The 24,164-nt window shown below is 69.7% G+C and carries 20 protein-coding genes; 13 read left to right on the top strand and 7 right to left on the bottom strand.

Annotation, left to right across the window (positions count from 1 at the left end; translation table 11 throughout):
* Positions 1 to 14 precede the first annotated feature (14 nt).
* The gene (locus AC27L4_RS05595) at positions 15 to 938 is read right to left on the bottom strand and encodes a SpvB/TcaC N-terminal domain-containing protein (RefSeq protein ID WP_487141063.1); all 924 of its coding nucleotides are present in this window, start codon (positions 936 to 938) and stop codon (positions 15 to 17) included.
* Between the two features lie 597 nt (positions 939 to 1,535).
* On the opposite strand from AC27L4_RS05595, the gene AC27L4_RS05600 reads away from it, so the two are divergent.
* On the top strand, positions 1,536 to 1,916 hold the full coding sequence (locus AC27L4_RS05600) for a Rid family hydrolase (RefSeq protein ID WP_487141064.1): 381 nt from the start codon (positions 1,536 to 1,538) through the stop codon (positions 1,914 to 1,916).
* A 243-nt stretch (positions 1,917 to 2,159) separates the two neighbouring features.
* Here the strand turns inward: AC27L4_RS05600 and AC27L4_RS05605 are convergent, their stop codons facing one another.
* The 6 genes from AC27L4_RS05605 to AC27L4_RS05630 all read right to left on the bottom strand — a co-directional run bounded on the left by AC27L4_RS05605 (position 2,160) and on the right by AC27L4_RS05630 (position 8,321).
* Positions 2,160 to 3,464 carry a branched-chain amino acid ABC transporter permease gene (locus AC27L4_RS05605; protein WP_487141065.1) on the bottom strand — a complete coding sequence of 435 codons (1,305 nt, stop codon included), beginning with the start codon at positions 3,462 to 3,464 and terminating at the stop codon, positions 2,160 to 2,162.
* Positions 3,461 to 4,471 carry a branched-chain amino acid ABC transporter permease gene (locus AC27L4_RS05610; RefSeq protein WP_487141066.1) on the bottom strand — a complete coding sequence of 337 codons (1,011 nt, stop codon included), beginning with the start codon at positions 4,469 to 4,471 and terminating at the stop codon, positions 3,461 to 3,463. The genes AC27L4_RS05605 and AC27L4_RS05610 overlap by 4 nt, the downstream gene beginning before the upstream one ends.
* Before the next feature lie 5 nt (positions 4,472 to 4,476).
* Complete coding sequence (locus tag AC27L4_RS05615) at positions 4,477 to 5,208, bottom strand: ABC transporter ATP-binding protein (protein WP_487141067.1); 732 nt, start codon at positions 5,206 to 5,208, stop codon at positions 4,477 to 4,479.
* Complete coding sequence (locus AC27L4_RS05620; protein WP_487141068.1) at positions 5,205 to 6,020, bottom strand: ABC transporter ATP-binding protein; 816 nt, start codon at positions 6,018 to 6,020, stop codon at positions 5,205 to 5,207. Before AC27L4_RS05620 ends, AC27L4_RS05615 begins: the two co-directional genes overlap by 4 nt.
* Positions 6,021 to 6,115: 95 nt before the next feature.
* Complete coding sequence (locus AC27L4_RS05625) at positions 6,116 to 7,300, bottom strand: ABC transporter substrate-binding protein (RefSeq protein ID WP_487141069.1); 1,185 nt, start codon at positions 7,298 to 7,300, stop codon at positions 6,116 to 6,118.
* A gap of 184 nt (positions 7,301 to 7,484) precedes the next feature.
* Positions 7,485 to 8,321 (bottom strand): alpha/beta hydrolase, encoded by an 837-nt coding sequence (locus tag AC27L4_RS05630; protein ID WP_487141070.1) that lies wholly within the window; start codon positions 8,319 to 8,321, stop codon positions 7,485 to 7,487.
* 343 nt (positions 8,322 to 8,664) lie between these two features.
* On the opposite strand from AC27L4_RS05630, the gene AC27L4_RS05635 reads away from it, so the two are divergent.
* The 12 genes from AC27L4_RS05635 to AC27L4_RS05690 all read left to right on the top strand — a co-directional run bounded on the left by AC27L4_RS05635 (position 8,665) and on the right by AC27L4_RS05690 (position 24,163).
* Positions 8,665 to 10,284, top strand: coding sequence for a benzoate-CoA ligase family protein (locus AC27L4_RS05635; RefSeq protein WP_487141071.1), 1,620 nt, complete (start codon positions 8,665 to 8,667; stop codon positions 10,282 to 10,284).
* Positions 10,285 to 10,401: 117 nt separating this feature from the next.
* The gene (locus tag AC27L4_RS05640) at positions 10,402 to 10,935 is read left to right on the top strand and encodes a MarR family winged helix-turn-helix transcriptional regulator (RefSeq protein WP_487141910.1); all 534 of its coding nucleotides are present in this window, start codon (positions 10,402 to 10,404) and stop codon (positions 10,933 to 10,935) included.
* A 378-nt stretch (positions 10,936 to 11,313) separates the two neighbouring features.
* The gene (locus AC27L4_RS05645) at positions 11,314 to 13,638 is read left to right on the top strand and encodes a bifunctional salicylyl-CoA 5-hydroxylase/oxidoreductase (RefSeq protein WP_487141072.1); all 2,325 of its coding nucleotides are present in this window, start codon (positions 11,314 to 11,316) and stop codon (positions 13,636 to 13,638) included.
* A complete protein-coding gene (locus AC27L4_RS05650; protein WP_487141073.1) occupies positions 13,635 to 14,411 on the top strand; it encodes an SDR family NAD(P)-dependent oxidoreductase in 777 nt (258 codons plus the stop codon). Before AC27L4_RS05645 ends, AC27L4_RS05650 begins: the two co-directional genes overlap by 4 nt.
* A 13-nt stretch (positions 14,412 to 14,424) precedes the next feature.
* Positions 14,425 to 15,255: an enoyl-CoA hydratase family protein gene (locus AC27L4_RS05655; protein WP_487141911.1), complete on the top strand. Its 831-nt coding sequence runs from the start codon at positions 14,425 to 14,427 to the stop codon at positions 15,253 to 15,255.
* A 3-nt stretch (positions 15,256 to 15,258) separates the two neighbouring features.
* A complete protein-coding gene (locus AC27L4_RS05660) occupies positions 15,259 to 16,452 on the top strand; it encodes an acyl-CoA dehydrogenase family protein (protein ID WP_487141074.1) in 1,194 nt (397 codons plus the stop codon).
* Positions 16,453 to 16,541: 89 nt separating this feature from the next.
* The gene (locus AC27L4_RS05665; RefSeq protein WP_487141075.1) at positions 16,542 to 16,937 is read left to right on the top strand and encodes a RidA family protein; all 396 of its coding nucleotides are present in this window, start codon (positions 16,542 to 16,544) and stop codon (positions 16,935 to 16,937) included.
* A 4-nt stretch (positions 16,938 to 16,941) separates the two neighbouring features.
* Positions 16,942 to 18,906, top strand: coding sequence for a 3-hydroxyacyl-CoA dehydrogenase NAD-binding domain-containing protein (locus tag AC27L4_RS05670; RefSeq protein WP_487141076.1), 1,965 nt, complete (start codon positions 16,942 to 16,944; stop codon positions 18,904 to 18,906).
* Between the two features lie 9 nt (positions 18,907 to 18,915).
* Positions 18,916 to 20,124, top strand: a complete 1,209-nt coding sequence (pcaF, locus tag AC27L4_RS05675; protein ID WP_487141077.1) for a 3-oxoadipyl-CoA thiolase — start codon at positions 18,916 to 18,918, stop codon at positions 20,122 to 20,124.
* Between the two features lie 517 nt (positions 20,125 to 20,641).
* Positions 20,642 to 22,231 (top strand): ABC transporter substrate-binding protein, encoded by a 1,590-nt coding sequence (locus AC27L4_RS05680; RefSeq protein WP_487141078.1) that lies wholly within the window; start codon positions 20,642 to 20,644, stop codon positions 22,229 to 22,231.
* Positions 22,232 to 22,301: 70 nt separating this feature from the next.
* Positions 22,302 to 23,270, top strand: a complete 969-nt coding sequence (locus AC27L4_RS05685) for an ABC transporter permease (RefSeq protein WP_487141079.1) — start codon at positions 22,302 to 22,304, stop codon at positions 23,268 to 23,270.
* On the top strand, positions 23,267 to 24,163 hold the full coding sequence (locus tag AC27L4_RS05690; RefSeq protein WP_487141080.1) for an ABC transporter permease: 897 nt from the start codon (positions 23,267 to 23,269) through the stop codon (positions 24,161 to 24,163). The genes AC27L4_RS05685 and AC27L4_RS05690 overlap by 4 nt, the downstream gene beginning before the upstream one ends.
* Position 24,164: the final 1 nt, after the last annotated feature.

Genomic DNA, 24,164 nt, shown 5'->3' on the forward strand with positions numbered 1-24,164 from the left:
CGTCAGGCGGCGGGTCAGCGGAGCGATCGACAGGCCGGTGCCGTCTCCAATTGCGCCGAGACCGGCGCCGGCGGCGCATGGAAGGTGATGACCGTGCCGTTGTAGGCGATCGTGGTGGGCCAGCAGACCGGCAGGACGCCGCAGGTATAGCTGTAGCTGACCGTGTTGCCGTGGGTGTCGGTCGTGCTCTGCAGCAGCCAGCGGGCCTTGGTCGCCAGGTCCGGCAAGGGGGCCGGATCGCTGGTGGGCCAGGTCGAGACCGGGGCATAGGTCAGGACGGTGCCGTTGCGCCCCGTCACCGTCCAGGTGTTGGCGTTGGCGTCGCGCTTGATGCGCAGGAAGCTCTCGACGCGCGTCACATAGTAGGACACGCCGCTCGGCGGCGTGCCCGTGGGGCAGGCGGCGCTGACCGCCGTGGCGGCGCTACAGGCGAGCAAATCGTCGCCGTCCAGCTTGTAGACGAGGTCCGTGTCGTCGCCGAAGCGCGCCGCGCCGCCCCGCGAGGTCCGGACGATATCGGACAGGCCCGCCAGCCCGACGCCGACGCCGGTCAGTCCGGCCCAGTAGCCGTTCGACTGCGCCCCGGCGCTCGAATTGTAGACCAGCGCCAGCTTCGGCTCGAGCCCGTGGAACGCCGGCACGGCAATCGGCACGCTCTGCGTGAACGAGCCGGTGAAGGGATCGGACGTCCCCTTGCTCGCAAGCTCGCGCGTCGAGGAAAAATCCGTGGCCGGGTCGGGCTCGGCCGTGACGGTGGTCGCGGCCGGTGCCTTGGCGCCCTCGGAACCCGCTGCGTCTGCCGAGGGTGGAGTCGCCTGAGGCGCTTCGCCCGCGGGGCGTTCCTTGCTTGCGGAGGAGGGAGAGGCAGGAGCGTCCACCGCAGGAGCTGCCGGGTCTCGATCCTGCTGCGCCTGGGCCGTGACCGAACCAGACAGCACCGCTTGCGCCGCACCGACCGCAGGAGCGGACGTCGGCTTGATGGCGGACGCCTCCGCACCCGCTTCCCTCCCGGTCGCCGCCCTTGTCGGATCGGAAACCGGCACCGAGGGCGCACCGCCGGAGGATGCCGACGGAGCCAGAGGCGCGACCGGGAGAAGCTTCGACGCTGGGGCCACAGATGCTGGGGCTGCCTGGACGGCTCTCTCTGCTGCGACACTGGGAGCACGTCCGCCGACGACCGAAACCGCAGAGGCAAGCAACAAAAAGGATACGACGACTCGCCCACGAGCCGCGTGAAGCCTGTATGTCATGGCACTTCCCCGAGCCCCTCACGCCCGACATCATCAGCATTAGTTCTGAAACGCTAATTGAAAAGCGCCACCATGACAATCATGAACACGAACGAGGGCGCATTAATACGTAGAAGAGCGAATCACTGCTGCGTCATCTCCCTAAAGGGCATCGCTCGCATCGCATGGAATGCGTCCCGCCCCGCCGCCCGACCGCGTAAAAGCGCCGCCCGATCGCTCAACTCTTCGCGGTTCCGCGCTTACCCGCCTCCGTTAGACTCGCCGCCGACACACAGGAGGTCGACGATGAAGAACCGGATTTTCTCGGGCGCGGCGTCGGAGGATTTCGCCGGCTATGCCAAGGCGGTGATCGACGGCACCACCATCCATGTCTCCGGCACGATGGGCTGGGACGCCGTGACCGGCGCCATGCCCGAGAGCGCCGCCGACCAGGCCCGCAACGCGCTGGCCTCGATCGCGGCGACGCTGCAGAAGGCCGACGCCGGCCTGGGGAACGCCGTGGTCTGCCGCGTCTACATCACCGATGCGAGCCATCTGAAGGAGGTGGCCGCGGTGCTCGGCGAGACGTTCCGCGACATCCGCCCGACCAACACGCTGCTGATCTGCCAGCTGCCGTCCCCCGGAGCGAAGGTGGAGATCGAGCTCACCGCTTCCCTCGCCGCCTGAGGCGGATTTCATCTCACGGGGCGAGGATGCCCGGTGCAGGCCGGGCCGGATGGATGGCGGGCAGATCCGTCCCCCTTGCCGACCAGAGCAAAGCGCGTTTTGGTGAAACGCGCTTTGCTCCAGCTCCTTGTTTCAACGCGTCTTTGCGACTTGACGCGAGTCCGTCAAATCGCAAAACGCTCCGGGGCCGTCCGGCGTCCGGCGGCCCGGGACGCGATCCGGCCTGCGAGCGGACCGCCGGCTTCACTTTCCCGGGATGAGCCCCCTCGGCCTGAACCGCAGCATCAGGATCAGGACCACCCCCATCACCAGGAGGCGCATGTGGGCGGCGCCCTCCATCAGGTGCTGCTTGAGGGGAGAGCCCTCCGCCAGGCCCGCGGTGAGGAGCGCCATCAGGCCGTTGCCCCAGGGCTCGACCTGCACCCACAGGTACCAGATCAGGAAGCCGCCCAGCACGGCGCCGCGATTGCTGCCCGAGCCGCCCACCACCACCATCACCCAAATCAGGAAGGTGAAGCGCAGGGGCTGGAAGGCGCCGGGCGTGAGCTGGCCTTCCAGCGTGGCCAGCATGGCGCCGGCGATGCCCAGCACCGCGCAGCCCAGGACGAAGACCTGCAGATGCCGTCGGGTGACGTCCTTGCCCATGGCCTCGGCCGCGACCTCGTTGTCGCGGATCGCCCGCATCATCCGACCCCAGGGCGAATGCAGCGCCGCCTCCGACAGCCAGACCAGGACCAGCAGCACCACCAGGAACAGGCCGGCATAGAGCAGCTTCACCGTCACCGCCGACGCGGCGGCGGGATCCGCCCCGATGCCGGCGACGAAGGAGAGGAACCTCTCATTCGCCTGCAGGTCGACCTCGTAGGGCAGCGGCCGGGGGATATCGACGATGTTCTTGACGCCGCGATCCAGCCAGTCCTCGTTCTTCAGCACCGCGATCACGATCTCGGCGATGCCCAGCGTGGCGATGGCCAGGTAGTCGGAGCGCAATCCGAGCGCCGTCTTGCCGATCAGCCATCCCGCGCCGGCGGCGAGCAGCCCGCCCACGGGCCAGGCCAGCAGCACCGGCAGGCCGAGGCCGCCGAGATTGCCCTGCAGGGCCGGGTTGATCGCCTCGACCGCAGCGACGGCGGGATCGAGGATCAGCCTGTAGACGGCAAGGCCCGCGACCAGGAGCGCGACGATCGCCAGCATGCGCCGGCCGCCCTTCGGCAGGCGCCTGTGGAGCAGCGCCGCCGCCGCGATCACCGCCGCGCCGAACACCAGGGCCGCCATGATCCGGATGCCGCCGGCCTGCCACGCCCCGGGGACCGGGTCGAGGGCCACCAGCACCGTCGCCAGGCCGCCGAGCGCCACGAAGCCCATGGTGCCGACATTGTAGAGGCCGGCATAACCCCACTGGATGTTGACGCCCAGCGCCATGACGGCCGAGATCAGGCCCATGTTGACGATCGCCAGCGCCGCGTTCCAGCTCTGGGTGAGGCCGGTGGAGGCGATCAGCGCGGCGACCGCCAGGAACAGCAGGACATCCCGTGTCGTCGTGCTCATGCGGCCTTGCCTCGAAAGATGCCGGTCGGCTTGAACAGGAGGACGAGCACGAGGACGGTGAAGCTGACCGCGACCTTGTAGTCCGTGCTCAGGAGTTGCGAGAGCCCGTCGGGCTGCCAGGCGCTCGGCAGCAGATAGGCGAAGACCTTCTTGAAGCTGTAGGTGACGAAGACTTCCGAGAAGGCCACGATGAAGCCCCCGGCCACCGCGCCGAGCGGATTGCCGAGCCCGCCGACCACGGCGGCGGCGAAGACCGGCAGCAGCAGCTGGAAATAGGTGATCGGCCGGAACGACTTGTCGAGGCCGTAGAGGACGCCGGCGAGCGTCGCCAGCGCGGCCGAGAGCACCCAGACGATCGTCACCACCCGCTCGGGGCTGATGCCCGACAGCAGCGCCAGCTTCTCGTTGTCGGAGAAGGCGCGCATGGACTTGCCCGTGCGGGTGCGCGTCAGGAACCAGTGCAGCCAGGCGACGACCACCACCGTCGCGACCAGCGTGATGGCCTGGGTGGTCCGCAGGGCGAGCGTCTCCGTCAGGCCGGTCCATTCGCGGAACTGCGCGGCGGTGAAGACGAAGCGCTCGCCGTCGGCGAACTGCCGGTCGGCGACGCCGATGAGGATGCGCACCAGGCCGCCCATCACGAACATGACGCCGAGCGAGGCCATGACCAGCGTGATCGAGGGGACGTTGCGGGTACGATAATGGCGATAGACCAGACGGTCGGTCGCCAGCACGACGAGGACGGTGGCGGCGATGCCGACCGGCAGGGCGAGGAGAGCCGTCGGCAGCGGCGCGATGCCGATGCCGGCGGCCTGCAGCCCCCAGGTCGCCAGGATCGTCACCGCCGTGCCGAAGGCCATCGTGTCGCCATGCGCGAAGTTCGAGAAGCGCAGGATGCCGTAGACCAGCGTCGTGCCCAGCGCCCCCAGCGCCAGCTGGGCGCCGTAGGTCGTGGCGGGGAGCAGCACGAAATTGCCGAAGACGACGAGTGCGTTGAGGATGTCCACCGCCGTCAGCCTCCCAGGAAGGTGCTGCGCACCTCGGGGTTGGCGAGCAGATCCGCGCCGGTGCCGGTGAAGCGGTTCTCGCCCTGCACCAGCACATAGCCGCGGTCGGCGATCTCCAGCGCCTGCCGGGCGTTCTGCTCCACCATCAGCACGGTGACGCCGGTGCGGGCCACGTCGATGATGCGGTCGAACAATTCGTCCATGACGATGGGGCTGACGCCGGCCGTCGGCTCGTCGAGCAGCAGCACCGAGGGCTCGGTCATCAGGGCCCGGCCCACGGCGACCTGCTGGCGCTGGCCGCCGGAGAGCTCGCCCGCCGCCTGGCGCCGCTTGTCCTTCAGCACGGGAAACAGCGCATAGACCTGCTCCATGGTGGGGCGGAAGTCGTCGCGCCGCAGGAAGGCGCCCATTTCGAGGTTTTCCTCCACGGTCATGGACGGAAAGACGTTCTCGGTCTGCGGCACGAAGGCCATGCCCTTGGCCACCCGCTGCTGCGGCTGGAGCCGCGTGATGTCCTCGCCGGCAAGCCGCACCCGGCCTTGCCGGAGCCCCAGCATGCCGAACACGGCCTTCATGGCGGTGGATTTGCCGGCGCCGTTCGGCCCGACGATGACCGCGACCTCGCCCTTCTCCACCGCGATGGTGCAGTCCTTGAGGATGTCGGCGCCGCCATAGCCGCCGGTCATTGCCTGGCCGATCAGGAAGGGCGCCGCGCCCGGCACGGAGGCGGCCGTCATGGCGCGACCCCGCCGATCATGGCCTCGCCGGCGCCGGCCGCGACGACCTTGTTCTTCAGGCCGGTGCCGAGATAGGCCTCGATCACCCTCTCGTCGCGCACGATCTCGGCGGGCGCGCCCTGCGCCAGCACCCGGCCCTGCGCCATGACGATGACGCTGTCGCACAGCCGCGCGATGAAATCCATGTCGTGCTCGATGACGCAGAACGTGTAGCCGCGCTCCTGCTTCAGCCGCACGATCGCCTCGCCGATGGTCTTGAGCAGGGTCCGGTTCACGCCGGCGCCGACCTCGTCCAGGAAGACGATGCGGGCATCGACCATCATGGTGCGGCCGAGCTCGATCAGCTTCTTCTGCCCGCCGGAGAGGTTGCCGGCCTTCTCGTCGCGCACATGCGTCAGCGCCAGGAAGGCCAGCACCTCCTCGGCCCTGGCGCGCAGGCGCTCCTCCTCCTCGGCGATGCGGCGGCGGGCGAACCAGGTGTTCCAGAGCCGCTCGCCGCTCTGGTCGCCCGGCACCATCATCAGGTTTTCCAGCACGCTCATGGAGGCGAATTCGCGTGCGATCTGGAACGTCCGCAGCACCCCCTTGGCGAACAGCGCGTGCGGGGCGAGGCCGGTGATGTCCTCGCCCGCCATCGTCACCCGGCCCGAGGTCGGCTGGTAGACCCCGGCGATGACGTTGAAGAGCGTCGACTTGCCGGCGCCGTTCGGGCCGATCAGCCCGGTGATCGTCCCCTTGGGAACCTCGAGCGACACGCCGTCCACGGCGTGGAATCCGCCGAAATGCTTGTGGATCTCGTGGCAGGCTATCATGCGTCCCTCGACGGCTCCGCGGCGGCCGCGCCGCTCGTCGCCGGCAGGCAGGCGATGACGGGCGCCCTTCGGCACGGCGTCATCGCCTGCGAGGTTCAGTGGACCTTGACTGTCTTCATCGCGCCGTTTTCGACCTCGACCTCGCGATAGGAGCCGGCGCTCTCGCCCTTGCCGATGAACTCGACCGCAGAGGCGCCCTCATAGTCGATGTCGCCGCCCTCCTTGAGGATCTTCAGCGCCTTGGCGAGGTCGCCCGGATAGATCTTCTCGCCCGGGGCGTTGACCACGTCCATGATCTTGCCCTTATAGTCCGCCGGCTTGGCGGAACCGGCCGCCTGCATGGCCAGCAGCATGATCGCCGTGGCGTCGTAGCTCTCCGGCACGAAGGTCGCCGTGCCGTTGATGCCCGCGGCCTTGGTCATCTCCAGCAGCTTGGCGGCGCCGGCGCTGTCGGAGCCCGGCAGGTCGCCGAAGGTGCCGTCGAGCTGCTTGCCGAACCTCTTCAGGAGGCTGGCGCCCCACATGCCGTTCGGGAAGACGAATTTCGAGAAGGCGCCGGTATCCAGGACGGTCTGGACGATCCCGGCGCCGCCCTGGTCGGCATATCCCGCCACCACGATGGCGTCGCCGCCCGCGGCGGCCAGGGCGCCGACCTCGGCCGAATAGTCGCCCTTGCCGTCCTCGTGCGGGGCGCTGAGCGTGATCTTGCCGCCGAGCTTCTCGAAGGCGGCCTGGATCGAGGCGGCAATGCCCTTGCCGTAGTCGTTGTTGGTGTAGCTGATGGCGGCCGACTTGACGCCGCGCTGCATCATGATCTGCGCCAGCAGCTCGCCCTCGCGGGAGTCGGAGGGCGCGGTGCGGTAGAACAGGCCCTTGCTGTCGACGGACGACAGGCCCGGCGACGTGGCCGAGGGCGAGATCAGGACCATGCCGTTGGGAATGGCGACATTGGTCAGCACGGCGCTGGTGGCGCCCGAACAGGTCGGGCCGATGATGCCGGCAACCTTGTCCGAGGTGATCAGGCGCTCGGCCGTGGCGGTCGCCGCCCCGGAATCGATGCAGGTTTCATCACCGCGGACCGAGGTCACCTTGGTCCCGCCGAGAAAATTGCCGGCCTCGTTGACTTCCTTGATCGCGAGCTCGGCGGCCTGGGCCATCGGCGGCGTCAGCGTCTCGATCGGGCCGCTGAAGCCCATCTCGATGCCGATCTTGACCTCCTCGGCCTGCGCCGCGCCGGCCAGGATCAGGCTCGAGACCGATGCGATCAGGAGCCGCTTCATGGTTTGCCTCATGGTTTTCCCCTCGGTGGTTATGGCCCTGGCCGGACCTTGCGGCCGGCGTGGTGCCCTTTTCTGGAGTCCGCGACCGCGGCAGTATGTGCGGTGGCGGCAGCGATGTCACAGCGCGGCCTGTTGGAGAAGGCCTCTATTTTTTTGATATCGGCCTTTTGGCCCCGCGGCCTCGTCATGCGCCATGGCCGAGCAAGGTTCGCGTCAGGGCATGGCCGGCGTCCGCAAGCCCCTCGACGATGCTGAAATGGTGGCGATCGGGCTCGACGACCGCGGCCGTCGTCGCGCCGAGGCCCGTCCAGACATTGGCCAGCAGCGCGCTCTGGCGCAGGAACTCGTGGCGCTCGCCGCCGCCGACCCAGCAGGTGACGCGGACGTCGGCCATCGGCCGCAGCAGGGCCGGGCTTTCGGCCAGCGCCTCGGCCTCGTCGATGCGCAACGTCGCGTTCATGCCCGTCGCCATCAGCGGACGCAGGTCGTGCAGGCCGGAGATGGAGACGACGTTGCGGATGCGGGCCTGCACGCTCGCCGGCAGCGGCGTCGTCGCCGAGACCATGCGGCTGGCCAGGTGGCCGCCGGCGGAGTGGCCGCTCAGCATGACCGGGCCGTCGACCATCTCCGCCGCCCTGGTGATCGCGACCCCTGTCTCGCGCACGATGTCCGCAATCCTCGCCTCCGGGCAGAGCGTATAGGCCGGCATCGCGACGGCATAGCCCCTGTCGACCGATCCGGCGGCGAGATGCGACCAGGCGCTCTCATCGGACTCCATCCAGTAGCCGCCGTGGATGAAGACCACGAGCCCCTTCGGCGCGCCCTGCGGCAGGAACAGGTCCAGCCGATTGCGCGGCCCGGCGCCGTAGACGATGCCTCGCTTCGCCCGTCCCGCCGCCGCAAGCCTGTCGCTGAACGCCTTCGCCGCCTCGATCCAGGCGCCGGGCCACCGGTCGCCGCCCGCGATGTTGGCGCCGTTTGCGTAAGCGTCGTCCCAATCGAGCACCCGGCGTTCGTACATGTTTCCCACCCGGCCTGTTGATCCCCGCGCCGCGGCCGCAGGCCGGAACGCAGGACTGGTCCGGACACGGCGGCGCCTGCCGCTTCCGGCCGCAACTTTACGCAAGCCTGCCTCGCGAAAACACCCCGGCAATGCACGAGCCCGCGGCGCCAGCCATAGCAGAAAAACTTTATGCTTGAAATAAATTCGAAGTCGTGCGTACCCTCTTCTCAATCGGCGACGGGAGGCCGCCGCGTCTGCGCAGCGGGTTCGACGACTGCGCGAGGGCTTCCGGCAAGACCAGATTCATGAGGCATGCCGGCACGCGGGCCGCGCTGCCATGGCGCTCATCCAGGGGGAGGCCATGCTCGGACCATCGGCGCATATCGACACCTTCACCCGCGACAATCTTCCGCCTCCGGACCAGTGGCCGGATTTCCTGCTCGACGGCTTCGACTATCCCGACCACCTCAACGCCGCCGTCGAGCTCACGGACCGCCTGGTCGAGCGGGGCTTCGGCGACCATACGGCGCTGATCGGCAATGGCCGCCGCCGCACCTACAAGGAATTGTCGGACTGGACCAGCCGCATCGCGCATGCCCTGGTGGAGAATTACGGGGTCAAGCCGGGCAACCGCGTGCTGATCCGCTCGGCCAACAATCCGGCCATGGTCGCCTGCTGGCTCGCCGCCACCAAGGCGGGCGCGGTGGTGGTCAACACCATGCCGATGCTGCGGGCCGGGGAGCTGGCCAAGATCGTCGACAAGGCTGAAATCTCCCTGGCGCTCTGCGACACGCGCCTGATGGAAGAGATGATCGCCTGCGCCAAGGAGAGCCGCTTCCTCAGGCAGGTGATCGGCTTCGACGGCACGGCCAACCACGACGCCGAGCTGGACCGCGTCGCCCTCGACAAGCCCGTCATCTTCGAGGCGGTCAGGACCGGCCGGGACGATGTAGCGCTGCTCGGCTTCACCTCGGGCACCACCGGCATGCCCAAGGCGACGATGCACTTTCATCGCGACCTGCTGATCATCGCCGACACCTATGCCAAGGACATCCTGCAGGTGCGGCAGGACGACATCTTCGTCGGCTCCCCGCCGCTGGCCTTCACCTTCGGCCTGGGCGGCCTGGCGATCTTCCCGCTGCGGTTCGGGGCGGCCGCCACGCTCCTGGAGCAGGCGACGCCGCCGAACATGGTCGACATCATCCAGACCTACAGGGCCACGGTGTCGTTCACGGCGCCGACCGCCTATCGGGCGATGCTGAAGGCGGCGGAACAGGGGGCAGACCTCTCGTCGCTGCGCGTCGCCGTATCGGCCGGCGAGACCTTGCCCGGCCCGGTGTTCGAGGAATGGACGCGCCGGACAGGCAAGCCGATCCTCGACGGCATCGGCGCGACGGAGATGCTGCACATCTTCATCTCCAACCGCTTCGAGGACAGCCGCCCCGCCTGCACCGGCAGGCCGGTCGGCGGCTACGAGGCCCGCATCGTCGACGAGGCCATGAACGAGGTGCCGCGCGGCACCATCGGCAGGCTGGCCGTGCGCGGCCCGACCGGCTGCCGCTACATGGCCGACGAGCGCCAGCGCGACTATGTCCGCGCCGGCTGGAACCTGACCGGCGACACCTTCGTGCAGGACGAGGCCGGCTTCTTTCATTTTGCGGCGCGATCCGACGACATGATCATCAGCGCCGGCTACAACATCGCCGGCCCGGAGGTCGAGGCGGCGCTGATCGCGCACCCGGACGTGGCCGAATGCGCCGTGATCGGCGCCCCCGATCCCGAGCGCGGTCATATCGTCGAGGCCCATGTCGTGCTGGCGGCCGGCGTGGCGGGCGACGCGCTGACGGTCAAGCGGCTGCAGGACCACGTCAAGGCCGTCATCGCGCCCTACAAATATCCGCGCTCGGTCAGGTTCGTCGAGGCCCTGCCCAAGACCGCGACGGGCAAGATCCAGCGCTTCCGGCTGCGCACGCCGGACTGAGCTTCAGTCCGTGCCGGCTTCGGCGGCCGTCGGCCGATCTTGTCGGCGCGGGCCGGACGGTCCTACAAGCAAGCACGCCGGAATCGGCGCCGTCCGGCTATGGATTCCAGACATGGGCTGCCCGCGGTGAGCCAGCAGAGCAAGACGAGCGAAATCGCGCCGGATTGGATCGACGGCGAGACCAAGGTGCTGGAGACCCCCGGCGACCACGGCGCGGATCTGCGCCTGTGGCTGCGGCTCCTGACCTGCTCGACGCTGGTGGAGACGGAGATCCGGCGCCGGCTGCGCGAGGAGTTCGACTGCACCCTGCCCCGCTTCGACCTGATGGCGCAGCTCGAGCGGGCACCGGACGGCATGGTGCTGGGCGAAATTTCCAAGCGCATGATGGTGTCGCCCGGCAATATCACGGCGCTGGTCGAACGCCTGGTGGAGAGCGGCCATATCAGCCGCATCACCTCCCCCACCGATCGCCGGGTGCAGATCATCACGCTCACCCGGTTCGGCCGCGCCGAATTCAGGAAGATGGCGGCGGTCCATGCCGAGTGGATCGCCGGCCTGTTCGCCGGCCTGGACGCCGGCGACGGCGAGGTGCTGCTCGACCGGCTCGGCAGGCTCAAGCGCTCCATCGTGGCCGGCCTCGACCGCGCCTGAGGAGCACGACCGGACGTGATCCCATAGGCGCCAAGATAGCGCCGGACCATGCCGCTGCTGAAAAGGGCGTCGCCCTCCCCAGGAGCGAGATTGCGCCGCCTATCTCAACGCCTATGGGTCGGCGCCCTGACTGTTGAGAGGGCGCGCCCCGGGAGTAACGGAGCACCTGTTCGCGAACGAGCCTGAACGCCGCCGCGCGCACGCTCTCCCCGGCGACGGTCGGAGCACCACCGTCCGCCGGTCGATCGTCCGGACCGGGATTTGGCGCGTCCAATTATTTTAAGCTTGAAGCTTTTGGCAAAGGGGTTCATCCTGCCCTCCTGGCCGGCATCGGAAAGCTGCGATCGGCAGCCCGGCCGAAGCCTCGGGAGGCGCGGCATGCGGATCGTGTGTATCGGTGGCGGCCCGGCCGGTCTCTATTTCGCGCTGCTGATGAAGAAGCAGCATCCGGGCCACAGCGTCACCGTGGTGGAGCGCAACCGCCCCTTCGACACCTTCGGCTGGGGCGTGGTGTTCTCCGACGCCACCATGCAGTCCATGCGCCAATGGGATCCGCCGACGGCGCAGGCCATCGAGGTTGCCTTCAACCACTGGGACGACATCGAGCTGGTGTTCAAGGGACGCATGATCCGCACCACCGGCCACGGCTTCGTCGGCATCGGCCGGAAGAAGATGCTGAACATCCTGCAGGAGCGCTGCCTGGAGCTGGGCGTCGAGCTGGTGTTCGAGCACGACGTCAGGGACGACGAGGAGTTTCCCGACGCCGATCTCGTCATCGCCTCCGACGGCGTCAACTCGCGCATCCGCGCCAGATATGCCGATGCGTTCAAGCCCGACATGGTCATGCGCCCGAACCGCTACATCTGGCTGGGCACCGACAAGCGCTTCGACGCCTTCACCTTCGACTTCCGGCGGACCGAGCACGGCTGGTTCCAGGCCCACATCTACCGGTTCGACGAGAACACCTCGACCTTCATCGTCGAGACCACCGACGAGGTGTTCAGGGCGCACGGCATCGACGCCATGGACCAGGACCAGTCCGTCGCCTTCTGCGAGACCCTGTTCGCCGATACGCTGGACGGCCACAGGCTGATGACCAATGCCCGCCACCTGCGCGGCTCGGCCTGGCTGAACTTCGGACGGCTGATCTGCGAGACGTGGAGCCATTTCAACGGCAGGAGCCATGTCGTGCTGATGGGCGACAGCGCCCACACCGCCCATTTCGCCATCGGCTCCGGCACCAAGCTGGCCATCGACGACGCCATCGAGCTCACCCGGCAGTTCGACCGGATCGGCCACGACCGGGCGAGCATTCCCTCCGTGCTCGCCGCCTATGAGCAGGTGCGCCGCGTCGACGTCGCCCGCATCCAGAACGCGGCCCGTAACGCGATGGAATGGTTCGAGGTGGTCGGCACCCGCTACGCCGACACGCTGGAGCCGGAACAGTTCATGTATTCGATGCTGACCCGCTCCCAGCGCATCAGCCACGAGAACCTGCGCCTGCGCGACCGGGACTGGCTGGAAGGCTTCGAGCGCTGGTTCGCCGAGCGCGCCGGCGCCCCCGCTCAACCGGACGGCAGGCCGGTGCCGCCGATGTTCACGCCGTTCACGGTGCGCGGCCTGACGCTGAAGAACCGCGTCGTCGTCTCGCCCATGGCCATGTACTCGGCCAGGGACGGCCTGCCGGACGACTTCCACCTGGTCCATCTCGGCGCCCGCGCCATGGGCGGGGCGGCGCTGGTCTTCCCGGAAATGACCTGCGTGTCGCCGGATGCCCGCATCACGCCCGGCTGCCTCGGCCTGTGGAACGGCGAACAGGCGGCGGCCTTCCGGCGCATCGTGGATTTCGTGCACGAGCGCACCTCGGCCAAGATCGGCATCCAACTCGGCCATGCCGGCCGCAAGGGCGCGACGAAGCTGGCCTGGGAGGGCATCGACGAGCCCGTCGAGGAGGGCGGCTGGCCGCTGATCTCGGCCTCGGCGCTGCCCTATCTCGATCACTCCGCCGTGCCGCGCGCCATGACGCGCGCCGACATGGAGCGCGTCATGGCCGATTTCGCCGGCGCCGCGGCGCGCGCCCGCGACGCCGGCTTCGACATCCTGGAGCTGCACGCCGCGCACGGCTACCTGCTCTCCTCCTTCCTGTCGCCGCTGACCAACCGGCGCGACGACGACTATGGCGGCAGCCACGAGAACCGGGCCCGCTTCCCGCTCGAGGTCTTCCGCGCCATCCGCGCGGTCTGGCCGGAGGACCGGCCGATCTCCATCCGCCTGTCCGCCCATGACTGGCACGACGGCGGCAACACCCCGGAGACCGCGGCGATCTTCGCCCGCATGTTCAAGGAGGCCGGCGCCGACCTCATCGACTGCTCCTCGGGCCAGGTGGTGAAGGACGAGAGGCCGGTCTACGGACGCCTGTTCCAGACCCCCTTCTCCGACAGGATCCGCAACGAGGCCGGGGTGCCGACCATCGCCGTCGGCGCCATCTCGGAAGCAGACCACGTCAACTCGATCATCGCCGCCGGCCGGGCCGACCTGTGCGCCATCGCCCGTCCGCACCTCGCCGATCCGGCCTTCGTGCTGCATGAGGCGGCCAGGATCGGCTACGACGCCCAGGAATGGCCGAAGCAGTACCGCTCGGGCCGCCAGCAATATGTGACCAACCTCGCCCGCGCCGCGGCCATGCCCGGAGGCAAGGCATGAGCGGCCGCCACGCCCTGGTCACCGGCGCGGGCAGCGGCATCGGCAGGGCGATCGCCCTCGCGCTCGCCGCGCAGGGCCACCGCGTCAGCCTCTGCGGCCGGCGCGCCGGGCCCCTGGAGGCCGCGCGCGCCGAGATCGCGGCCGCCGGCGGCACGGCCTTCGTCCTGGACGGCTTCGACGTCGCGAATGCCGCCGCCGTCGAAGCCGGCATCGCCGCGGCGCTGGACCGGGGCGGCGACGTCGCCATCCTGGTCAACTGCGCGGGCGCGGCGCCGTCCGCGCCCTTCGACAAGACCGACCTCGCCTTGTGGAGCCGGGTGATCGGCCTCAACCTCACCGGCACCTACCTGGTGACGCAGGCCGCCCTCGCCTCGGTCAGGCGCGCCGGCAAGGGCCGCATCGTCAACGTGGCCAGCACCGCCGGCCTCACCGGTTACGCCTATGTGTCGGCCTACTGCGCCGCCAAGCACGGCGTGGTCGGCCTCACCCGTGCGCTGGCGCTGGAGCTCGCCCGCACCGGCGTGACCGTCAACGCCGTGTGCCCGGGGTTCACCGACACGCCGCTGCTCGACGGCGCGGTGGAGACCATCGTCGGCAAGACCGGCCGCACGCCGCAGGAGGCGCGGGCGGCCCTGGCCCGCGCCAACCCGCAGGGACGCCTCGTGACGCCGCAGGAAGTGGCCGATTGCGTGATCTGGCTGGTGTCGGAAGGGGCGAGCGCGATCACCGGCCAGGCGATCCCGGTCGCCGGCGGCGAAGTTCTTGGAGGATGACGTGACCAATCCGATGCAGGACAGGCGGCGGGCGTTCAAGGGCCACCAGGCCCGGCATTTCCGCTTCGAAACCGATGCCGACGGACGCGTGGCCGTCATCACCCTCGACCGGCCGGACAAGAAGAACCCGCTGACCTTCGAAAGCTACGAGGAACTGGGAGACCTGTTCCGCGCGCTCCATCGCGCCGGGGACGTGCGCGCCGTCGTGCTGACCGGCGCGGGCGGCAATTTCTGCTCCGGCGGCGACGTGTTCGAGATCATCGAGCCGCTCACGCGGATGCCGACCCGCGACCTGCTCGACTTCACGCGCCTCACCGGCGACCTCGTGCGCCAGATCCGGGCCTGCCCGCAGCCGGTCATCGCCGCCGTCGACGGCATCTGCGTCGGCGCGGGCGCCATCCTCGCCATGGCGTCGGACTATCGCCTGGCCACGCCCGAGGCCAGGACCGCCTTCCTGTTCAACCGCGTCGGGCTGGCCGGCGCCGACATGGGCGCCTGCGGCATCCTTCCGCGCATCATCGGCCAGGGCCGCGCCGCCGAGCTCCTGTTCACCGGCCGGGTCATGTCGGCGGCCGAGGGCCATGCCTGGGGCTTCTACAACGCGCTGCACGAGCGCCCGGCCCTCATCGGCGCCGCCCGCGATTTCGCGCGCGATATCGCCGACGGCCCCTGGTTCGCCCACACCGTCACCAAGACGATGCTCGACCAGGAATGGGCCATGGGCATCGACCAGTTGATCGAGGCGGAAGCGCAGGCGCAGGCCCTCTGCATGGCGACCGGCGACTTCCGCCGTGCCTTTGAGGCCTTCGCGGCCAAGGCCAAGCCCGCGTTCGAGGGGAACTGAGCCGTGTCTGCACCCGCAAGGTCCGCCGGCGCGCCGAGCCGCGACCATCTCGACTGGCCGTTCTTCGCCGACGGCCATCGCATCCTGGCCGGCACCCTGGATACCGTCATCGCCGCCGGCGGCCTCGGCGCGATCGATCACACCGATGTGGACGGCAGTTGCCGCCGCCTGGTCAAGGCGCTGGGGCAGGCCGGCATCCTGCGCCACTGCGTTCCGGCGGCCTATGGCGGCGCGTCGACGGCGATCGACAGCCGCGCGCTCTGCCTGATCCGCGAGACGCTGGCCTACGCCGACGGCCTCGCCGATTTTGCCTTCGCCATGCAGGGACTGGGCACCGGCGCCGTCAGCCTGTCGGGCCCGGAGGCGCTCAAGGACCGCATCCTGCCGCGGATCGCCCGGGGCGAGTGGATCGCCGCCTTCGCGCTGACCGAGCCGGAGGCCGGCTCGGACGTGGCGGCCATGGGGTCCACGGCCCGCCGCGACGGCGACGACTACGTGCTGGACGGCGAGAAGACCTTCATCTCCAACGGCGGTATCGCCGATGTCTACACCCTGTTCGCCCGGACCGGCGAAGCGCCGGGCACGCGCGGCATCTCCGCCTTCGTCGTCTTCGCCGACACCCCCGGTTTCACCGTCGCCGAGCGCATCGAGACGATCGCGCCGCATCCGCTGGCCCGCATCCGCTTCGACGGCTGCCGCATCCCCGCCTCGCAACGCCTCGGTGCGCCGGGCGAAGGCTTCAAGATCGCCATGCGCACGCTGGACATCTTCCGCCCGTCCGTGGCGGCGGCGGCGCTCGGCTTTGCCCGCCGCGCGCTGGACGAGGCCGTTGCCCACGCCAAGGCGCGCAGGATGTTCGGCGCCACGCTGGCCGATCTGCCGACCGCACAGAGCACGCTGGGCGAGATGGCGGCGGCCATCGACGCGGCGGCGCTGCTGACGGCTCGCGTCGCCTGGCGCCGGGACGTGCAGGCCCTGCCCATCACCCGCGAAGCCGCCATGGCCAAGATGACGGCGACCGAGAATGCGCAATGGGTGATCGACCAGGCGCTGCAGCTGTTCGGCGGCCGCGGCGTGCGCGTCGGCGAGATCACCGAGCGTCTCTACCGCGAGATCCGCGCGCTGCGCATCTACGAAGGCGCCACCGAGGTGCAGAAGCTGATCATCGGCCGCGACCTGATGAAGGCTGCGAGGTAGAAAGATGCGCGCAGACGTGCCCGCGGGAATTCCGCACCTCCACCGGCCGGGCCTCCGCGCCGCGTTCGCAAGACATCGGGAGACCGCTGATGCATGACGTCCTGCAACCCGAGGGCTGGGCCAGGCCCGTCGGCTACGCCAACGGCGTGGCGGCGCGCGGCCGCACCATCTTCGTCGGCGGCCAGATCGGCTGGAACGGCCAATGCCGGTTCGAGACCGACGATTTCGTCGGCCAGGTGCGCCAGACGCTCGCCAATGTCGTGGCCGTGCTGCGGGCCGGCGGCGCCGAGCCGCAGCACATCACCTCGATGACCTGGTACTTCACGGACAAGGCGGAATACACCCGGAACCTGCGCGCCATCGGCCAGGCCTATCGCGAGGTGATCGGGCGGCATTTCCCGGCCATGGCCGCGATGCAGGTGGCGGCGCTGGTCGAGGACCGCGCCAAGATCGAGATCCAGGCCATCGCCGTCGTTCCGGACTGAGAGCATGGGCGCGACCCGATTTTCCCAGAGCGTGACCGGCTCCGCCGCCGACGGGGTGCTCGTCGTCACCATCGACAATCCGCCCGTCAACGCCATGTCGAGCCATGTGCGTATCGGCCTGATGGCGGCGCTCGACCATGCCGCCGCGCCGGGCGCGATCGAGGCTGTCGTGGTCACCGGCGCGGGACGCATCTTCGTCGGCGGCGCCGACATCCGGGAATTCGGCAAGCCGCCGGTCGAGCCGACCCTTGCCGACGTCGTCGAGCGTCTCGAGCGGTTCGCCAAGCCGATCGTGGCGGCGGTCAACGGCGCGGCGCTCGGCGGCGGCGCGGAGATCGCACTGGCCTGCCACGGGCGGATCGCGGGCAGGACGGCGAGCTTCGGGCTTCCCGAGGTCAAGCTCGGCATCGTGCCCGGCGCGGGAGGCACGCAGCGCCTGCCGCGGCTGGTCGGCGTCGCCGTCGCCATCGACCTGATCGGCAGCGGCCGCAGCGCCAGGCCGGACGAGGCGCTCGAGCTCGGCCTCGTCGACGCCCTCGCCGACGATCCCGTCGCCGAGGCTGCGGCGCTGGCGCGGCGCATGACATCGGCCCCGCTCCGGCGCACGGGCGAACGCGCCGTCGCGACCGGCGCCCCCGCGACCATCGAGGCCGCCGCGAGGAAGGTGCTGGCCCGGGCCCGCGGCCAGGCCGCGCCCGCCGAGGCGGTGCGCCTCGTCATGGCGGCGGCCGGCCTCGGCCTCCGCGAAGGCCTCGCCGAGGAACGCGCGGCCTTCCTGAGACTGCGCGACTCGCGCGAGGCGGCGGCGCTGCGCCATGTCTTCTTCGCCGAGCGTGCGGCCGGCAGGGTGGAGAAGCTCGACGGCATCACGCCGCGGGCCATCGCCACCGTCGGCATCGTCGGGCTCGGCCTGATGGGCTCGGGCATCGCGGCGGCGGCGCTGACGGCCGGCTACCGCGTGATCGGCGTCGAGCAGACGGCCGACGCCGCGGAGAAGGGGCGCGAGCGCATCGCCGGCCTGCTCGACAAGGCGGCGCGGTCCGGCCGCCTCGCGGCGGACGCGCGGGACGCCTGCCGCTCCCGGCTCTCGACGGCGGCCGACATCGCCGGCCTCGCCGGCGCCGACCTGGTGATCGAAGCCGTGTTCGACGACCTCGCCGTAAAGACCGAGCTGTTCCGCCGGCTGGGCGGCGCGGTGCGTCCGGATGCCATCCTCGCCACCAACACCAGCTATCTCGATCCCGACGCGATCGCGGCCGCCACCGCCCGGCCCGAGCAGGTCGTCGGCCTGCATTTCTTTTCGCCCGCGAACATCATGCGGCTGGTCGAGGTCGTCGACTGCCGGGCGACCGCCGCCGAGGTGCTGGCCGGCGCGCTGGCCTTCGCCCGGGCGCTCGGCAAGCTGCCCGTCGTCTGCCGGGCGAGCGAGGGCTTCGTCGGCAACCGCGTCTATTCCGCCTATCGTCGCGAAGCCGAGTTCATGGTGGAGGACGGCGCCGCACCGCAGGAGGTCGACGCGGCGCTCGAAGCCTGGGGCTTCCCGATGGGCGTCTTCGCCGTCAGCGACATGGCCGGCCTGGAGATCGCCTGGGCGCGTCGCAAGCGGCAGGCGGCGACGCGCGACCCGAGGGAGCGCTATGTCGCCATCGCCGACCGCCTCTGCGAGGCCGGACGCCTCGGCCGCAAGGCCGGGCGCGGCTGGTACGACTATTCCTCCGGCGAGCGCGCGGTCGATCCCGCGGTGACGGCGCTGGTCGCGGCCGAGCGCGCCGCCAAGGGCATAGCGCCGCGCGGCTTTTCGGCCGACGAGATCATGGCCCGCCTGCTCCGGGCGATGGCCGACGAGGGCGCGGCGCTGCTGGCGGAGGGCGTCGCAGCCCGTCCCGGCGACATCGACCTCGTGATGATCAACGGCTACGGCTTTCCCGCCCACAAGGGCGGCCCGATGTTCCTGGCCGGCAAGGCCTGAGGAGGCCCCATGACCGAAGCCTATGTCTGCGACTATGTCCGCACGCCGATCGGGCGCTTCGGCGGGTCCCTCTCCTGCGTGCGCACGGACGACCTCGCCGCCATGCCGATCAAAGCGCTGATGCAGCGCAGTCCGCGGCTGGACTGGGCCGCGGTGGACGACGTCGTCTATGGCTGCGCCAACCAGGCCGGCGAGGACAACCGGAACGTCGCCCGCATGGCGTTGCTGCTGGCCGGCCTGCCGCCGGAGGTGCCGGGAATGACCGTCAACCGCCTGTGCGGCTCGGGCATGGACGCGGTGATCGCCGCCGCGCGGGCCATCAAGGCCGGCGAGGCCGAGCTGATGATCGCCGGCGGGGTGGAATCGATGAGCCGCGCGCCCTTCGTGATGCCGAAGGCCGACGCCGCCTTTTCGCGCAACGCCGAGATCCACGACACCACCATCGGCTGGCGCTTCGTCAACCCGGCGATGAAGGCCCGGTACGGCATCGATTCCATGCCGGAGACCGGCGAGAACGTGGCGCAGGCCTTCGGCATCGGCCGCGCCGATCAGGACGCCTTCGCCGCGCGGAGCCAGGCCCGGGCCGTGGCGGCGCAGGAGAACGGGCGGCTGGCGCAGGAAATCGTGCCCGTCACGGTCCGGCGCAAGAAGGCCGAGCCGGTGGTCGTCGACAAGGACGAGCACCCGCGCGCCGGCACCACCATCGAGGCGCTCGCCAGGCTCCCTGCCCCCTTCCGGGCGGAAGGCGGCACGGTGACGGCGGGCAATGCCTCCGGTGTCAATGACGGCGCGGCCGCTCTCGTCCTGGCTTCGGCGGCGGCCGCGAGGAAGCACGGCCTGACGCCCATCGCGCGTGTGCTGGGCGGAGCCGTCGCCGGCATCGCCCCGCGGATCATGGGCATGGGGCCCGTACCGGCCACCAGGGCGCTGTGCGCGCGCCTCGGCATCGGCCCGTCCGACTTCGACGTCATCGAGCTCAACGAAGCCTTCGCCTCGCAGAGCATCGCGGTGCTGCGCGAGCTCGGCCTCGCCGAGGATGCGCCGCACGTGAACCCCAATGGCGGGGCCATCGCGCTCGGCCACCCGCTCGGCATGTCGGGTGCGCGCCTCGCCGGCACCGCCGCGCTCGAACTTCAACGGCGCGGCGGCAGGCTCGCCCTGGCCACCATGTGCGTCGGCGTCGGCCAGGGCATCGCCGTCGCGATGGAGCGTGTCTGAACGAAGCCCGGCGGGCGGCCGGCCAATCCCTCGGGCTTGCCTTGCATCCGAGGTCGCCGACGCGGGCAGCGTCGCATCGACTGCCGAAAGGCAATTCGCCGCTGCACGGAGAGCGTGCCGCCCCTGCGGTCAGACGGTGGCCGGGCTGCAAATGCCCGAAGGCATCCTGCTGGGCATCTCCCGCCAGTCCCGGCTGCATGCCGTTTCCCGGCAAAAGGCGTCATAGAGCAAAGCGCGTTTCGATGGAAACGCGCTTTGCTCTAACGCCTTGTTTCGACGCGTCTTTGCGACTTGACGCGATTCCGTCAAATCGCAAAACGCTTTAGCAGCCGGCGCCCACTCCCCACCTCCCATGCCTGCCTTCGGTTCCGGTAGCCACGTCCTTGCCGATGCCGCCACTGACGCGACAATTCGTTCCATTCGGAATGAACGGGATCGGTGCATTTTGGAGTTGTGTCTATAATGTCTATCTGTTTTATATATTGAATAGACTTCAAATTGCAGCGGTGGTTCCGATATGCGCATTCTCTCCCATTTCGCCGGCGGGCTGGCCCTCGCCTCGAGCCTGACCCTTGCCGGAGCTGCCGTGGCCGACGATGCCAAGTCGGGCGGCACCCTCACCGTCGGCCTGGCGCGACAGGCGCAATGCATCGATCCGCAGCAGGACAATTACGGCTACGGCTCCTATGAGGGGCGGCAGATCGTCGACTCCCTGACAGACCAGAGTTTTGACGAGCCGACGAAGATCGTCCCCTGGCTGGCCCAGTCCTGGGAAATCAACGCCGACGCCTCGTCCTATGTCTTCCACCTGCGCAAGGACGTCACCTTCAGCGACGGCAAGCCCTTCAACGCCGAGGTGGTGAAGGAGAATTTCGAGAAGCTCGCCAAGATCCCCGGCGCCGCCGGCGGCGCCTATCTCAAGGGCATCACCCGCCTCGAGGTGGTCGAGCCCTACACGATCCGCATCGATTTCGACGCGCCGAACGTCCCCTTCCTGCCGGCAACCTCCACCGCCGAGCTCGGCATCGTCTCACCGGCGACGCTGTCGCTCTCCCCCGAGGCCCGGTGCAAGCAGGGCGTGGTCGGGACCGGGCCGTTCACCACCGAGTCCGTCGCCTACAACGAGAAGACCGTCCTCGCCCGGCGCACGGACTACGGCTGGGCCTCCAGCCTGCGCGGGCATCAGGGTCCAGCCTATCTCGACCGCATCGTCTACCGCATCGTGCCCGAGGCGAATGTGCGCACCGGGGCCTTGCGTTCCGGGCAAGTCGACATCATCGCCGGCGTCTCCGTCACCGACGCGCCCGTGCTGGAGAAGGCCGGCATCCAAGTGGTGAAGGTCGAGTATCTCGGCACCGCCGTGAACCTCCTGATCAACACCTCGCGCGGCATTCTCGCCGACCGGACGGTCCGCCAGGCCCTGCAGAAGGGCATCAACCGCACCGAGGTGAACGACCTCGCCTTCAACGGCTTCCGCGTCCCGGCGACAGGCGTGCTCGCCCGCAAGACGCCGTATTATCTCGACCAGTCTGCGGCGCTCGCCTTCGATCCGGAGGGCGCCGCCGCCCTCCTGGACAAGGCCGGCTGGCAGCCTGGTCCGGACGGTATCCGCGTCAAGGACGGCAAGCCGCTGCTCATTACCATCTCCTTCTACGCCGACCCGCTGAACCAGTCCTTCCTGGAAGTGGTGCAGCAGCAGCTGCGCGACATCGGCGTCGATTTCCGCCTGCGTCCGCTCACCGGCGGCGCCTTCGACGAGGCGCTGCTGAGCGGCGACTACGACCTGCATCGCTGGCAATGGTCGCTGGCTGATGCCGACGTCCTGCGCTCGGTCTATTCGACCAAGACGCTGAACCGCTTCCGTCTGCCGGCCGAGAACCTCATCGACGGACCGCTCGATGCGCAGCGCGCCACCACCAAGGCCGACGAGCGTGCCAGGCTGACGGCCGGCGTCCAGAAGACCATCGTCGAGGACGCCTATGCTCTGCCGATCTTCGACAACGTCAATCTCTGGGCCTCCAACGGCACGGTGAAGGACATCGCCTACGGCGCCGGCGGCACCGGCGGTCCAAACCAGATCGTCTACGACGCCTGGCTCGCGCGCTGAGCGCGGACCGCAACCGGGGCCGCGCCCGAAGCTGGCCGGCCCCCTCTCCACGCCCGAAGAAAGCCCGCGCATGCACCGCTACATCGCAACGCGTCTCGCCCATGCCGTGCTGGTGCTCTGGTCCACGTTCACGGCGGCGTTCCTGCTGCTCTACGTGCTCCCCGGCGACGAGGCCCTCAGCAAGCTCAATGTCAGCTCGGGCGGCGCAGCCCTCAGCCCCGAGGCAGTGCGGCAGGTGCGGGCCTCGCTCGGGCTCGACGATCCCCTGCCGATCCGATACGGCCGCATCCTGTGGAACGCCCTGCACGGCGATTTCGGCCTGTCGGTGCAGACCGGCGGCGACGCCCTTGCCATGTTCGCCGAGGGCATTCCCGAAACTCTGAAGCTGGCCGGCGTCGCCCTCGTTCTCGGGCTCACGTTCGGCACGGGGCTGGCGCTCGCCGCCGCCCATGCTCGCTCGGCCGCGCTGCGCCGCGCCCTGCTGTCGCTGCCGGCACTCGGCGTCGCCCTGCCCTCGTTCTGGGTCGGGCTTGTGCTGCTGCAGCTGTTCTCGTTCCGCTGGCAGATTTTTCCGGCCATGGGCAATGATGGCCTCGCCACGCTCGTGCTGCCGGCGCTGGTGCTCGCGCTGCCGACAGCAGCGCTGACCGCACAGATCCTGTCGCGCAGCCTCGAAGAGGTGATGGACGCTCCCTTCATCGCCACCGCTCGGGCGCGCGGCGCCGGGCGTGGCCGCCTCGTCCTCGGACATGCCCTGCGCAACTCCGTCATTCCCGTCGTCACTGCCCTCGGCATGACCACCGGCCATCTCATCGCCGGATCCGTGGTGGTGGAGACGGTGTTCTCCCGCTCGGGCATCGGGCTGATGACGGTGCAGGCGGTGCTGTTCCAGGACACGCCGCTGGTGCTGGTGGCGGTCGTGTTCGCCGCCGCCGTGTTCGTCACGGTCAACCTCCTGGTCGACCTTGCCTATCCGCTGATCGACCCGCGCATCGACCTCGGCGCGAGGCGCCAGCTCGCCGGAGGGCTTTCGGCATGAGCGTCACGCTCCAGGGCTCCGGCGCAGGACGCCGGCCGCTGCGCACCCTGTCGGCGCTGCTGCGCCGCAGCGGCACGATGGCAGGCCGGCTGGCGCAGGCCGCCCGGGCTCGCCCCATGCTCACGCTTTCGATCCTTTTCCTGTTGCTCATGCTGGCGGCAGCGCTCGCACCGGGGCTGTTCACCAGCTTCAATCCCATCCGCGGCGTTGGCGCCCAACGCCTGCTGCCGCCGAGCTTCGAGCATCTCTTCGGCACCGACCAGCTCGGGCGCGATCTCTATGCCCGCGTCATCCACGGCACCGGCCAGTCGGTCAAGGCCGTGGTGGTGGCGGTAGCCTTCGGCCTCGCCTTAGGCTCGCTGACCGGTCTCGTCGCCGGCTATGTCGGCGGCTGGACCGACGACGTGCTGATGCGGCTGATCGACGTGCTGCTGGCGGTGCCGACGCTGCTCATCTCTCTCGCCATCATCAACGCCCTCGGCTTCGGCATGATCCATATCGCCATAGCCGTGGGCGTCGGCAGCATCGCCGGTTTCGCCAGGGTGATGCGCTCGGAGGTGCTGAAGGTGCGGGATGCCGCCTATGTCGAAGCGGCCTCCTTCGCCGGTCTCGGCCACGCCCGTATCCTGGTGCGCCACGTGCTGCCGAACGCGGCCGGGCCGGTCATGGTGCTGGCGACCCTCGAGCTGGGATGGGCCATCCTCGGCGTCTCGGCTCTGAGCTTCCTGGGCTTCGGCCCGCCGCCGCCGACCCCCGAATGGGGCCTGCTGGTCGCCGGCGGGCGCGATTTCATGGCCACCGCCTGGTGGCTCACCGTCTTCCCCGGCCTCGTGATCGCCCTCGCCGTGTTCGCGGCGAACCAGGTCGCGCGCGCCATCGACAGCGGACGCTAGG

The organism is Labrys sp. Lb11 (genome assembly GCF_057554225.1).